The organism is Patescibacteria group bacterium (assembly GCA_040390045.1).
Lineage (GTDB): Bacteria > Patescibacteriota > Minisyncoccia > Phycocordibacterales > SIBU01 > SIBU01.
In genome coordinates, this window is the sequence record JAZJZC010000003.1 from 117,769 (window position 1) to 131,641 (window position 13,873).

Here is a 13,873-nt window from a genome sequence, read left to right on the forward strand (position 1 = left end):
ACACTCCACACTCCACACTCCACACTCCACACTCCACACTCCACACTCCACACTCTCTCCACTTTTTTTGTCTCTCGACTCTACACTTCGTACCACTCCGGTACACCCTTTGGTTACCCAACCAAAATCTTTCCCCCCGACAACCTACGCTGTCGGGTTTGTTGTTTATATTTTTTAATTTTCTATAAATTTCTATAAAACCCTCATACATCGATTAGTAACGGCCGTTACTGATCGATGTATGAGGTTGGGCAGGCAAAGTAGAAAGAATAAGCAGATGGGGATAAGAAATTTGGGAGAGGTCTTGACAGGATTTGGTACAGGTGTAGATTTAGCCCTAGTGTACGTTCTTTTAAATATGTTGAGTAGTTAGTTGTGGCTCTAAGCCTAGAAATTTTCTGGTTTTGGAGTCACAACTAACTGGGTTATAGGTTGTTGATATTTTCCTGCAACTTGAGGAAAATTTCGGATATCCCGCAAACAAAATCGTATTGATACGAAATTATGAATGCTCCGAACCACCAGGCCTGTCAAATGGCCATTCCGAAAGTCAGCTCGATTACCATGCTCGCCGGCCTCGCCTTGGCTGCGTTGATGCCATGTCTCACTGCGGCCCCGCCGGACCCATCAGCGTATGTTGCGAATATCTCCCCGGGCTATGCCGACACCAGCCAGATCATCGCCGTCTCCCAGAACAGCGATCCCGCGGCCGACACCAAGAACATCGCGTTCAACGGCGTTAACGACACTTCGCAGGCGGCGCTCGCCAGCGGAAATATCGCGATCGCGGACACTGGCCAGCTGGGCATGGTGAATGGCGTCAATAATCCGAACATCGCGGCCATGGACGGGCCGGTAGACATCGACAATGGTTTCAATCATGCACTCGCCCTTAACGGCAACCATTCCATCGACGTTACCGCCAATCAGATCGCCGATAACACCGCCGGCAACTTCTTGATCACCGCCGCCGCGGAACCGAACAATGGAAACTACGCTGTGGCCATTACCCAAGGACGCGCCCTCGATACATCACCTCCGGCGACTTTCGCCTCGGTGAACACCGCTCTGGTTGGCAATGTGAACGACATCGCCCATGGGACGCATCTGGAAGGAGGTTTCGCTGGCTTCGGTCACGACTCGGCGGGCAATGGTTTCGCCACCTCCAACACCGCCGGCAACTACGCGCCGTTCCAGGGGGTTCAGTCGACCACCTAAAGAACAAGCCGCGGCAACTCAACAAAAGCTTATCCAGCTCCTAATAGGACACGCGACTTGATCTCCGGATCAACTCGAGACCGCACATCCCCCGATGTGCGGTTTAAACTTTTCAAAATTCATTTTTAGATTTATTTTTTTACAAATTCGACCTACATTGATTAGTAACGGCCGTTATCAATCGATGTAGGTCACTTTTAGTGTTTTTGGAGATGCATTTTGTTGTCGATTTGTGGTAGTATTTTTTAATTATGCAGGAGGTTTCTAAAAATTCTAAAGGAGTAAAACGAGTCTTTTTGGTGCACGGCTGGGAAGGGAAGCCCGACAATCACTGGTTTCCGTGGCTTTCATGGGAACTCAAAGCTCGAGGCTTTGAAGTTTTTGCGCTGACCATGCCACATGCTGATGAGCCGAAAGTTTCTGAGTGGATTGCGGAAATTAAAAGTATTGTTGGAAGACCAACCAAGGAAACATATTTTGTGGGGCATAGTCTCGGTTGCATTGCGATTTTGAGATATTTTGAAAAGTTACCGCCGAACGCTCGCGTAGGAGGCGCAGTTTTTGTCGCTGGTTTTTCTGGCAATCTCAATGTTCCGGAAATTGAAGAATTTTATTCGCTCCCGATTGATGTGGAAAAAGCCAAAATCCATTGCCCAAAATTTGTGAATATTTTTTCTGATAACGATGGCGATGTTTCAATGGAGCGAAGCCTCGAGTTTCAAAAAGCCCTTCACGCCAAAGCCATTTTAGAACGTGGCAAGGGGCATTTTACTAAGGGAGAAGGATCGACGGGTCTGCCGAGCGTATTTAAAAGTCTTATTGAAATGTCAGGAAGCTGACAGCTGTCAGCTGAAAGCTTTAAGCTTCTTTATGCATCACATTTATCAAACTTCCGGATTTATATTAAGTAGCAGTAATTTCGGCGAAGCCAATCGTTCGTTCCGAATTTTGACGAAAGATCTGGGGTTTATAAGTGCTTCGGCACAAGGCGTGCGGTTGTTACAATCAAAATTGCGCTACGCCATCCACGATTATGCTTTTTGTGATATTTCACTGGTGAGAGGAAAAGAATTTTGGCGAGTGGTCGGAGTTTCAAAAAACATTGATTTACAGAAGGAGTTTAAAAATTCGAAAGAAATGCTTTTGCTTTTTTCCCGGGTGTTCGCGCTTTTGGAGCGACTGCTTTCAGGTGAGGAAAAAAATGAACAGCTTTTTAAGTACATTGAGGAAGCGGTTTTGTTCGCGAAAAATAAAACCATTTCGAAAGAGTCAATTTTAAATTTTGAATATATTTTAGTGCTTAGGGTGCTCTCAAGTCTCGGATATTTAGGCACCACGCCTGAATCCGCTATGTTTATTGAATCACCATTTTGGAATGATGATTTGCTTAGTAAAACTCATGCGGTGATGCCCAACATTTTGAATCAAATCAATAAATCACTCAAAGAAACGCAGCTGTAACCTCCGCAGTCGGCGCATTTCATCGTTGCCCATTCCGCTTGTTCCCGTAATGTATATGAATACATTTTGGTCACAATGCTCACGGTCGCCTCGAACTGCATCCAACTGCACAGGTTACAGTGTGACAAATCTTTAGTTGCATAAGTTACAAATGGTGTCGTGGTATAATACGAGCTAACAATTTTCATTCATGAGCGACAACCAAAGTTCACAATCAAGAGGGGATCAGGATATCGAAAATAGTCTGGAGGATTTTAAGAAAAATCTCTATTCGCGGCGGAAAATATTTTCAAAATCTGAAGAAGACACCAAGGGCGGTTTCAAGCGACACGACGTTGCCGATGTTCCCAAAGATTGGGGAGGTTCTGGGGTGCCTGAAACCGGATTTTTATCTATGCGAAGTCACCAAACGCGATGGTCCTTTCTCAAGAGACTTTTTGTTATTTCAATTATTTTTTTTGTAATCTCAGTTGGCGTGGCAGTGTATATGGTACTTGGGGGAGCGAACGTCGTGTCTTCTAACAATGTTGACATTTCGATTGTTGGACCAGTATCAATTCCAGGTGGGGAAATTTTGCCGCTTGAAATTTCCGTTACCAATCAAAATAACGCGGACCTTGAAACTGCCGATCTCGTCATCGATTATCCTGACGGCACTCGCCAGCCGGTTGATGTGACGACGTCACTTAAAAGATACCGAGAAGCTTTTGGTGTTGTGCCGAAAGGAAAAGTGGCGACCAAAAAAGTTTCTGCGGTGCTGTTTGGTGAAGCCGGCGACCTTAAGGTGATTACTGTTTCTGTGGAATATCGGCTCAAGGGTTCAAATGCTATTTTCTCGAAAAAGAAAGAATACAGCGTTTCTATCAGTTCTTCTCCGGTTATCGTGACAGTTGATTCCGTCAAGGAAATTAATGCCAATCAAGATACTGAATTTACTGTCACTATTGTTTCCAATTCTTCCACGGTGATCAAGCAGTTGGCGCTGAATGTCGATTATCCATTTGGGTTTACTTTTGCTAGTGCCAGCCCGACTCCTTCGTGGAGCAATAGTTTTTGGCAGTTGGGGGATATAAAACCTGGCATTAAAAAAGTAATTAAACTGAAGGGGAAAATTGTTGGACAGGACAACGATGACAGAGTTTTCCGGTTCTCAGTTGGTACGGAAAATCCAGTTAATGAGAATCAGATCGGTACAAATTTTTTGACCACCACTAAAAAAATTACTCTGCGAAAGCCATTTATCGGAGCGGCCGTGGTGCTTGATGGCGATAATGCAGATGTGCATGTTGCGCAGCCAGGGAAAACCATCAGAACTGATTTGACGCTTTCAAATAATATAGGAGTGAGGATTACTGACGTGCAGGTTTCAGCTAAACTTACCGGCAATATTTTTGATAACGGCTCGGTTTCTCCTGACGGCGGTTTTTACCAAACGTCAGGAAGTTCTATTGTCTGGGATCAAACCTTGCGACCAGGATTAGCCGCTTTAAATCCGGATGACACAACCAATCTCAGTTTTTCTTTTGGGACGCTTCCAGAACAAGAAATTCGTTTGATAAAAAATCCTCAGATGTCAATTACTATTACGATCACCGGCAAACGCCCAGATGATTCAGGGGTATCTCAACAAATTACCTCGACAATTACAAAGTCAATCAGATTGACTTCTAGCTTAGGTTTTTCCGCTCGAGCCTTATATTATTCTGGAGCAATCAATAACACAGGGCCCATCCCGCCAAAAGTTGGCAGTCCGACTACCTACACTCTTGTCTGGTCTTTGACCAACAGTCTCAATGATGTATCTAACGTAAAAGTTTCAGCTATCATCCCTTCGTATGTAAAATGGGTTGGGCTTGCTGTGCCACAGGGTGAAAAAATTAGTTACAATCCTGTTGGAGGTCAGGTGGTGTGGGACGTGGGGGATCTGAAAGCGGGAAGTGGTTTTAGTGAAAGTCCACGGGAAATCAGCTTCCAAGTTTCTATTACTCCTGAACTCAGTCAGGTTGGCACCACGCCGACACTATTGACTGGCGCAACAGCAACTGGAGACGATGCTTTCGCCGCGACAACCTTGCAGGCGGATAGTAGCGCGGCGATTACAACGAATTTGACTACCGACATCGGGTTCAAGGAAGGGCAGGGGAAAGTTACGAAATAAACATACGAAAATACGAAATAATACGAAAATCGTATTGGTACAATAAAGTTTTCGTATTATTTCGTATTTTTGTACACGCTTTCGTATTTTCGTATAGAGTTGGAGCGTTTAATTCAATTATGCTAAGCTTCGTATTACTATGAAGGCTGAAAATAATAAAAAAGGTGAATCAGTTGAAAGCGACAACGTGATGGAAAAGCTCGTGTCTTTGTGTAAAAGACGTGGTTTTGTCTATCAAGGCTCGGAGATTTACGGCGGGCTTGCGGGAACGTTTGACTATGGACCGCTCGGCGTGGCGCTCAAGAAAAATATTGAAAATTTGTGGTGGAAATTTTTTGTCGATTCACGAGAAGATATGTACGGAATTGATTCTGCCATTTTGATGAATCCAAAAGTTTGGGAGGCCAGTGGACACGTCGGAGGATTTCACGATCCTTTGGTGGCTGATACAAAAACCAAAAAGCGTTTCAGGGCAGATCATTTGCTCGAAGCCGCGGGCGTTAACCCTTCCGGAATGACTCTGGAGCAGATGGGCGAGAAAATTAAGGAATTGAAAATAAAAAGTCCTGATGGTAACGCGCTCTCTGCACCCCAGCAATTTAATATGATGTTTAAAACCTCTGTCGGATCCGTTGATGGCGCTGACACCACGGTGTATTTGCGTCCCGAAACCGCGCAAGGCATGTTTGTGAATTTTAAAAATATTGTTGATTCATTTCATCCGAAATTACCCTTCGGTATTGCCCAAGTTGGTCGCAATTTTAGAAATGAGATTGCGCCTCGTGATTTTATTTTTCGAGTTCGCGAGCTTGAGATTATGGAGTTTGAATACTTTTTAAAAGAAAGCGATTGGCAAGAAAAATTTCAGTATTGGCAAGGCCAGATGCACCTCTGGTTTGAGGCTCTAGGATTTTCCAAGGACGATATTAGGGAAGTTGAGATACCAGACGGCGAGCGAGCGCACTACTCAAAACGAACGGTTGATTTTCATTTTCGCTATCCGCACAAATTTGATGAGATTGGCGGTTTGGCTTACCGGACGGATTTCGATCTTAAAAATCACATCACCCACAGCGGAGAAGATTTGAGTTTCTTGGATCCGATGACGAATGAAAAATCGGTGCCACATGTCCTTGAACCGACGTTTGGTCTAGGCAGACATCTCCTCGCGGTACTTTCAAAAGCCTACACTGAAGACGAGCTCGGGGGAGAGAAACGAGTGTATTTGAAATTGCCGCCACATTTAGCTCCAATTAAAATTGCCGTTTTCCCCCTTCTAAAAAACAAACCAATGCTTGTCGAGAAGGCGAGAGAGGTTTTCTCGATGCTTAAAAAAGAATTTGGCGCTGTGTCATTTGATGACAACGGCAACATTGGTAAGCGCTATCGCAGGCAAGATGAAATTGGTACGCCATTTTGTATTACTGTAGACTTCGATACAATCGAGAAAGATAACACCGTTACGGTTCGTGACCGAGATTCTGGAAATCAGGAGAGAGTCAAAATTTCAGAACTTTTAAATTTTTTAAAAGAAAAAATTAATAACTAGTTAGACAGCTCAGTATCTCGTTGTGCCGAAACAGGAGTTTCATTTTTGGAATGGCTTTTCATTTTCGTGGGTGACATGGTACATTTAAGAACATGAATTTTTCTAAAAAGATTTTATCAAACGGTGTTCGGCTTATCAGTATTCCAATGCCCGCCAGTCCTACTGTGACCGTGATGGTGCTCGTTGAGGCTGGGTCAAAATACGAGACGAAGGATCGCAACGGTATTTCGCATTTTCTTGAACATTTTGTTTTTAAAGGGACGACTCGTCGACCGAAAACCGCTGACATTTCAAGAGAGCTCGATTCATTGGGTGCTCAGTACAACGCTTTTACCAGTCAAGAATTTACAGGGTATTACGCCAAAGCCCACAAAGATAAAACAGAAAAAATTTTAGATATTGTCGCTGACATGTATCTTGACCCAACCCTTCCAGAAATTGAACTTGAAAAAGAAAAAGGTGTGGTGATTCAGGAAATAAAAATGTATGAAGACGAACCGTCTCGAAATGTCCAAGATTTGTTTATGGAATTAATGTACGGAGATCAGCCTACGGGAAGAAATATTGCGGGCACTGAAGAAACAGTCAAAAGTTTTTCTCGAGAGGATTTATTGCTTTATCGCAGTGAGTTGTACGTTGGGGAAGCAACGACGATTATCGTTTCGGGTGGATTTGACGAGGCGGTGGTGGATCACGTTGAAAAGATTTTTAGTGTTTTGCCTAAACCGAAGAAATTTGAAAAGCCGAAAGTTATCGAATCACAAGTCAGTCCTAAAATTTTAATTAAAGAAAAAGAAACCGATCAGACTCACCTTGTTCTTGGCGTCCGTGCTTTTTCTGTGTTCGATCCACAAGCTCCTATTTTGAGAGTTTTGTGCGCGGTACTCGGGGCAGGGATGAGCTCAAGACTCTTTACAAAATTGCGAGACGAGCTTGGTCTTTGTTATTACGTAAGTGCTTCGCCGGATTTGTATACCGACCACGGCATATTCCAAGTCTCAGTTGGCGCTGACACTAAAAAGGTTCCTGAGACAATCAAGGCAGTAATGGAGGAATTGAAAAGATTAAAATCAGAATTAGTTTCTGAAGAGGAACTTCGCAAAACTAAAGATTTTCTTGTTGGTAATTTGTATTTGAGTTTGGAGTCGTCAGATGAGCTGGCACAGTTTATCGGTATGCAGGAGGTTTTACGCAAGCCAATCAAATTAGCTGAACAGGTCTCGAAAGAGATTGAGATGGTCACTCCTGAGCAAATTAAAGCTCTTGCCCAGAAACTTTTTATTGACCAGTCTCTAAACTTGGCTATTATTGGGCCATTCAAAGATAATTCACCATTTTTAGATGTTTTAAAGTTTTAAGCAAGCTGTCTTCACCCGCGGAGTTTTCGGTGTTAGTATGTACTCATGGAAAGCAACAAAGAGATTCATATTACGGTCAAATCAGGATCAATTTTCAGAGCGGTGATTGTCTTGATTGCTTTTGTTTTGCTCTACTATATTCGTGACTTAGTGCTGGTCGTGCTGGCGGCAGTAGTTATTGCTTCCGCCATGGAGCCATTTACATCGTGGTTTACGGCGCACCGTATCAATCGGTTGCTTGCCGTTATTTTCATGTATTTTATGTTGGCTGGAATTATCGGATCAGTGTTTTATTTTTTCCTACCACCTCTGCTTGATGACACTTCCAATTTTTTGTCGACCGCCCCTCAGTATCTCGATAGTATTTCTTTCTGGGATCCTTTGCAAAAAGATTCTGTTCTTGAATCCAAAGAAGCTGTTCAGAGCTTATCTGCCGATTTGTCTCAATCTCGTCAGGTAGTATCCGGATTTTCCTCGGAGTTCTCGATTTCAAAGATGATCAATAATATTCGAGTGGCAATTTCCACGGTCTCTCAAGGTTTTATTGAAACTCTGAGTCTGATATTCGGTGGCATCCTAAGTTCAGTTCTCATCATTGTTCTTTCTTTTTACCTCGCGGTGCAGGAAGATGGGGTGGCGACTTTTTTACAGTTTGTCACTCCCGCTCGGCATGAAAAATACATCATCGGTCTTTGGAAACGCGTGCAGGTGAAAATTGGTTTATGGATGCAGGGACAGCTCATTTTGGCGCTTGTCGTCGGGCTTTTGGTGTATCTGGTTTTGACGATTTTTGGTGGAACGCTTCATGTGGGCAATCCGCTATTGTTGGCATTTCTTGCCGGGGTTTTCGAAATCATTCCACTGTTCGGTCCAATCCTCTCAGCAATTCCCGCGGTTGCGAGTTCTTACAGTAATGGAAGTGTTACGACCGCGCTTATTGTCGTGTTTATCTATTTAATTATTCATCAACTTGAAAACAATCTAATTTATCCTCTGGTCGTGAAAAAGATTGTGGGCGTTCAACCGATCCTGGTTATTTTGGCTTTGATTGTCGGGTTTAAGTTGGCCGGTTTTCTCGGTGTCTTGTTGTCAGTGCCTGTAGCGACAACTCTTATGGAGTATTTGAATGATCTTCAGAAAAATAAATTACCCAAAGCTAACGCCTGATGTACTCAGAGCAAATTTTCCATTTTTGTGCCAAAGCCTTTTTATATAACAACTACAATTCCTTATGTAAATGCCGAACCTCATATCGGTTTTGCGTTGGAATTGGTACACGCTGATATTATTGCTCGGTACAAAAGACTTTCAGGGTTTGAGGTTTTTTTTAACACCGGAACCGATGAGCACGGGCTTAAGGTGTATCGTAAAGCCACCGAAGAGGGGAAAGACCCGCAAGAGTATGTGGATTTTTTTGCGGCAAAGTACAAAGCCTTGCATCAAACGCTCGGTGTTATGGAGGGAGTTAATTTTGTTCGAACCACTGACCCCGAGCACAAAAAATCCGCTCAGGAATTTTGGCAACGATGCAAAGAGAACGGATTCATTTACAAAAAACTATATAAAGTAAAATACTGCGTTGGGTGTGAGCTAGAGAAAACGGATTCGGAATTGGTGGACGGGCGATGTTCGATTCACCCAAATTTGGAATTAGAAATTGTCGAAGAAGAAAACTATTTTTTCAAACTTTCGGCGTTCAAGGATTTTCTTTCTGGACTCTATGAGAGAAAGGATTTTCTAGTTCCTGATTTTCGTTTGAACGAACTCCGCTCTTTAATTGCCGAAAAGGGTCTCGAGGACTTTAGCGCATCGCGGCTTGCGAGCAAAATGCCCTGGGGAGTGCCCGTGCCGGACGATTCTGAACACGTGATGTATGTTTGGTTTGATGCCTTTGTTAATTATATTTCTGCAATCGGATGGCCAAATGACACAGAAAAATTTAAGAAATGGTGGTTGGAATCAGGTGGTGTTGTACAGTTTGCCGGTAAGGATCAGGTGCGTCAGCAAGCGGCTATGTGGCAAGCGATGTTGAAAGCGGCTGGCATTGAAATTCCTTCGAAACAAATTGTCATTCATGGGTTTATTACCAGTGGCGGACAGAAAATTTCCAAATCTTTAGGCAATACTATTGACCCTGTGGCGATCGTACATGAATACGGCGCTGATGCTCTGCGGTATTATCTCGCGCGTCACATTCATCCGTTCGAGGATAGTGACTTTACGATGGAGAAATTTAAGGAGGCGTACAATGCGCACTTGGCCAACGGTCTAGGAAATTTAGTTAGTCGCACCATGAAAATGGCAGAAACCTATCTTTCTGGGCCCGTGGAAATTCCTGTAAATACTATTCCAGATAATTTTAAGGAGGCTCTTGATACTTACGAAATTCAAAAAGCGGCTGATGTTGTGTGGTCGCTCGTCACTACTCTTGATGAAAGAATTCAAACCACCGCGCCTTTCAAGTTGGTGAAAGTTGATCGTCCAAAGGCCGAGGAAATAATTCGAGGGTTGGTCATTGATCTGTACACGATTGCGCGGATGCTTAACCCAATCATGCCTGAGACGATGGAGAAAATAAAAAAGGCGATTAAAGAAAATAAAATGCCAGCCGCCTCTCTTTTCCCACGCAAGGATTAAATTCCTGAATCCTAAATCTTAAATCATGAATCTGCCTGAATACATCGACGTTCACACGCATGTAAATTTTGAAGCTTTCAATGCCGATAGGGAAGAAGTAATCGCCCGCGCCCTTGGCGCGGGCGTCTGGATGTTCAACGTTGGCACTCAAGTCGACACTTCAAAATCAGCGATTGCCTTAGCTGAAAAATACGAAAAGGGCGTTTACGCTATTATTGGCCTTCATCCAATTCACACTGGCAAATCTTTTCATGACGAGAAAGAGCTTGGTGAAGGCGGTAAAGAATTTACCAGTCGCGGAGAACAGCTTGATCGCGTGCGGTATCTAGAGATGGCGAAACATCCAAAGGTTGTGGGGATTGGGGAGTGCGGGTTGGATTACTACCGAAGCACAGAACATGGAACATGGAACACGGAACAGAAGAAGCAAGAGGAGGCTTTTCGATCACAGATAGAACTGGCAATTGAGGTTAATAAGCCGCTGATGCTTCATGTGCGAAACGGTTCTGGCCGCTCTGCCTACAAAGAAGCCGTTACTATTCTTAAATCTTATAACTCACAACTTAAATCTCAGTTGAAAGGGGACTTCCACTTTTTTGCCGGCAATTGGGAAGAGGCTCGGGAAATTCTTGATGCCGGGTTTAATCTCTCGTTTACCGGCGTTATCACCTTTGCTCGCGATTATGACGAGGTTATTAAAAATGTTCCGCTTGATCGAATGCACGTTGAGACCGACGCTCCGTACGTATCTCCGAAACCCTTCCGTGGTAAACGCAACGAACCGCTCTATGTTTCCGAGGTGGTTAAAGCTATCGCTACAATCAGAAAAGAAGAGTTGGAAACAGTCAAAAATCAGATTATTTTGAACACTAGGAGGCTTTTCGGGCTTCATTCTTGAACCTGCCTGACCGGTAGGCAGGTCTTTAAATCGTTATTCTTAATTCTCACACCCCCTCTGCCAAATCCTTGATTTGGCAGAGGGGGTGTGCTAGTCTGTACCCCATGACTGAAATAGATCCTGTTGACCAAGTTGAGAATCGTGTCTACGAACTCGGTTTTCATGTTGTCTCTTCAATTCCTGAAGAAAAGTTGCCTGCGGAGGTAACGATTATTAAGGATGTTTTGACAAATAATGGCGCCGTCGTTATTTCCGAAGATTTTCCAAAATTGAAGAATTTGGCCTATCAAATGACCAAAGTGGTAGGAGCCAAGCACCTTAAATTCAACACCGCTTACTTTGGATGGGTTAAATTTGAGATTAATCCTGAGTCTATCGATGTGGTTAAGAAGGCTATGGAGAAAAACGACAATATTGTTCGATTTTTGATCGTTAAGACTGTTCGAGAAAGCACCATGTCTGTCATTAAGCCAGCGTTTCGAGCTGATGCTAAGCCAGCTGCCACCGGAGAAATTCCAAAAAATAAAGAAATCAAAGCTCCTGTTTCCGAAGCTGAATTGGACAAAACCATCGATTCTCTTATGGTAGAATAGTTTATATGTATCTCAACAAAGCAATCATCATAGGAAATTTAACTCGAGATCCAGAGATTAAGTCTCTGCCGTCGGGAATTCAGGTCTGTAGTTTCTCTGTTGCGACCAATCGAGTTTGGAAAGATAAAAATGGAGCAAAGCAAGAGAGTGTCGATTTTCATAACATTGTAGTGTTCGGCAGACAAGCAGAAACAGCCGGTCAGTATTTAAAAAAAGGACAGTCAGTGTTGGTAGAAGGAAGAATTCAGACAAGAAGTTGGGATGATAAAGACGGACAAAAGAAATATCGAACCGAGATCGTAGCTGATCGAGTACAGTTTGGACCAAAAGGCACTGGCGGCCAAGGCTCCGCCACGCAGAACTACGCAGACCAAACGCCGAACAGCGCAGAACCAAAAGGTAAGAAAGTAGAGAAGGATGCGCCGGCCGGTATCGAGTATCCAACAGATGAGATTAACCCGGAAGACATTCCGTTCTAAAAATTCAGAAATTTTTAGAAACTGATACCAATCTACTAATGGATACGAATCTGCCAATAACTACCAATAAGAAAAAGCAGAATTAGTAGCCATTCGTAGCATTAGTATAATTCGTATATTAGTATTAATTTTTAAAATTCTTATTTAAAATCATGAAGCAATGCTACTTTTCACAAAATAATATTAAGTATATAGACTACAAAGATGTGGAACTTTTGAAGAAGTTTCTCAATCCGCACGCCCGCATGCTTTCTCGCAAAAAGACTGGTGTCACAGCCAAAAATCAACGAAAGCTTGCCGAAGCTGTTAAGCGCTCTCGCTTTATGGGGCTTCTGCCGTTCGTGTCTAGATAGTTGAAGGTTAATAAGAATAATGTGTTTACACATTTAACGAATTTTTCTTACAAAAGAAATTGGAAAGAGGCAGTGGGTTTTTATTTATTTTGCGTGTTTATAGTGTTTATTTTTGGATTTTTTGTGGGTTTGTCGCTCAGCATGTTAGGAGTAAATATTACCCCGTATACTCAAGTTGTTTTTGTAAAAGTGACCAGTGTTGTATATTGTCTAACGATCTCTAGTTTTTTGTTAAAAGAAAAAAAGTTATTAAAAAATCCTGTCTATGTAATTTTAGTTTTACTCGGTTGTTTTCTGGCTGTTTGGGGAGCATTCTTTGGTTTAATCGTGCCAGCATTTATAACTACCCGAAATCACAATGGTTAGATAACGGGGTTATCAAGTTGAACAGTCTTTCTAAGAAAATCCCCCCGAAGCCTACGGCTTCGGGGGGATTTTCACTGACAACTTTCAACTTTAATCTTACAACTGTATTCTAGTTCACTCTCTCCACATACTCTCCCGTTTCAGTATTGATTCGAATGATCTCACCTTCGTTGATAAAGAGGGGAACGTTGATAGTGACGCCCGTTTCGAGCTTAGCTTGCTTGGTGCCGCCCTTAGCTGTATCTCCTTTGACTGCTGGAGGAGCCTCAACCACCTTCAGCTCCACTTTAATAGGCAATTTAAAACCGACATGACGATCTTGGAAAGAAAGAATTTCAACAACGGTGTTGGCTTTGAGAAATTTTCCTTGAGGGCCAACCAAATCTTCCTTCATGGCGTAGCGCTTTGAAGGGTCTGCAGGATCAGAGAAGAAGAATTCACCGCGGTTATTGTAAAGGTACTTGGCCTGGCGTGAATCAATTTCTGCCTCTTCCACTTTTTCAGACACGTGGAAAGAAATTTCTTTTACTGATCCAGTGATAAGATTTTTAAGTTTAGTGGCGTTGACCGGCTTTCTCTGCTGTTTACGAAAAACGTGCGACGTTAAAACTTCGTACGGCTCATTTTCGTAGACAATATATTTTCGTTCTTTGACTTCGTTATATTCAAGTAATGACATATTTTGAAAAGCTAACAGCCTGCCTATAGGCCTTAATAATTCGGCTATTCTAGCCTAAAGGTAGAGCAAAGGCAAATCGGGGTAGAATCAAGAATTAGGTCCCGATGCGAAGCGATCGGGATCC

Annotated in this window: 14 protein-coding genes; 13 read left to right on the top strand and 1 reads right to left on the bottom strand. The window is 43.1% G+C overall.

Annotation, left to right across the window (positions count from 1 at the left end; all coding sequences use genetic code 11):
* The first annotated feature begins 504 nt into the window (after positions 1 to 504).
* From V4467_03475 to V4467_03535, 13 genes are all read left to right on the top strand, one after another.
* Positions 505 to 1,218, top strand: coding sequence for a hypothetical protein (locus tag V4467_03475; protein ID MES2088025.1), 714 nt, complete (start codon positions 505 to 507; stop codon positions 1,216 to 1,218).
* 251 nt (positions 1,219 to 1,469) lie between these two features.
* Positions 1,470 to 2,057 (top strand): alpha/beta fold hydrolase, encoded by a 588-nt coding sequence (locus V4467_03480; GenBank protein ID MES2088026.1) that lies wholly within the window; start codon positions 1,470 to 1,472, stop codon positions 2,055 to 2,057.
* Between the two features lie 31 nt (positions 2,058 to 2,088).
* Positions 2,089 to 2,679: a recombination protein O N-terminal domain-containing protein gene (locus V4467_03485; protein ID MES2088027.1), complete on the top strand. Its 591-nt coding sequence runs from the start codon at positions 2,089 to 2,091 to the stop codon at positions 2,677 to 2,679.
* Between the two features lie 190 nt (positions 2,680 to 2,869).
* Positions 2,870 to 4,837: a hypothetical protein gene (locus tag V4467_03490; GenBank protein MES2088028.1), complete on the top strand. Its 1,968-nt coding sequence runs from the start codon at positions 2,870 to 2,872 to the stop codon at positions 4,835 to 4,837.
* A 139-nt stretch (positions 4,838 to 4,976) separates the two neighbouring features.
* Positions 4,977 to 6,386 carry a glycine--tRNA ligase gene (locus V4467_03495; protein ID MES2088029.1) on the top strand — a complete coding sequence of 470 codons (1,410 nt, stop codon included), beginning with the start codon at positions 4,977 to 4,979 and terminating at the stop codon, positions 6,384 to 6,386.
* A 92-nt stretch (positions 6,387 to 6,478) separates the two neighbouring features.
* Entirely contained in the window at positions 6,479 to 7,744 is a 1,266-nt protein-coding gene (locus tag V4467_03500; GenBank protein ID MES2088030.1) for a pitrilysin family protein, read from the top strand.
* Between the two features lie 45 nt (positions 7,745 to 7,789).
* Positions 7,790 to 8,911: an AI-2E family transporter gene (locus tag V4467_03505; GenBank protein ID MES2088031.1), complete on the top strand. Its 1,122-nt coding sequence runs from the start codon at positions 7,790 to 7,792 to the stop codon at positions 8,909 to 8,911.
* Positions 8,912 to 8,938: 27 nt separating this feature from the next.
* Positions 8,939 to 10,381 carry a methionine--tRNA ligase gene (locus V4467_03510; GenBank protein MES2088032.1) on the top strand — a complete coding sequence of 481 codons (1,443 nt, stop codon included), beginning with the start codon at positions 8,939 to 8,941 and terminating at the stop codon, positions 10,379 to 10,381.
* 25 nt (positions 10,382 to 10,406) lie between these two features.
* On the top strand, positions 10,407 to 11,279 hold the full coding sequence (locus V4467_03515; protein MES2088033.1) for a TatD family hydrolase: 873 nt from the start codon (positions 10,407 to 10,409) through the stop codon (positions 11,277 to 11,279).
* A 104-nt stretch (positions 11,280 to 11,383) separates the two neighbouring features.
* Positions 11,384 to 11,872, top strand: a complete 489-nt coding sequence (gene rpsF / locus V4467_03520) for a 30S ribosomal protein S6 (protein ID MES2088034.1) — start codon at positions 11,384 to 11,386, stop codon at positions 11,870 to 11,872.
* Between the two features lie 5 nt (positions 11,873 to 11,877).
* A complete protein-coding gene (locus tag V4467_03525; protein ID MES2088035.1) occupies positions 11,878 to 12,351 on the top strand; it encodes a single-stranded DNA-binding protein in 474 nt (157 codons plus the stop codon).
* A 152-nt stretch (positions 12,352 to 12,503) separates the two neighbouring features.
* The gene (gene rpsR, locus V4467_03530) at positions 12,504 to 12,704 is read left to right on the top strand and encodes a 30S ribosomal protein S18 (GenBank protein MES2088036.1); all 201 of its coding nucleotides are present in this window, start codon (positions 12,504 to 12,506) and stop codon (positions 12,702 to 12,704) included.
* 21 nt (positions 12,705 to 12,725) lie between these two features.
* Positions 12,726 to 13,070: an EamA family transporter gene (locus V4467_03535; GenBank protein ID MES2088037.1), complete on the top strand. Its 345-nt coding sequence runs from the start codon at positions 12,726 to 12,728 to the stop codon at positions 13,068 to 13,070.
* Between the two features lie 109 nt (positions 13,071 to 13,179).
* Here V4467_03535 and V4467_03540 read toward each other — a convergent pair whose 3' ends face one another.
* On the bottom strand, positions 13,180 to 13,749 hold the full coding sequence (locus tag V4467_03540; GenBank protein MES2088038.1) for an elongation factor P: 570 nt from the start codon (positions 13,747 to 13,749) through the stop codon (positions 13,180 to 13,182).
* Positions 13,750 to 13,873: the final 124 nt, after the last annotated feature.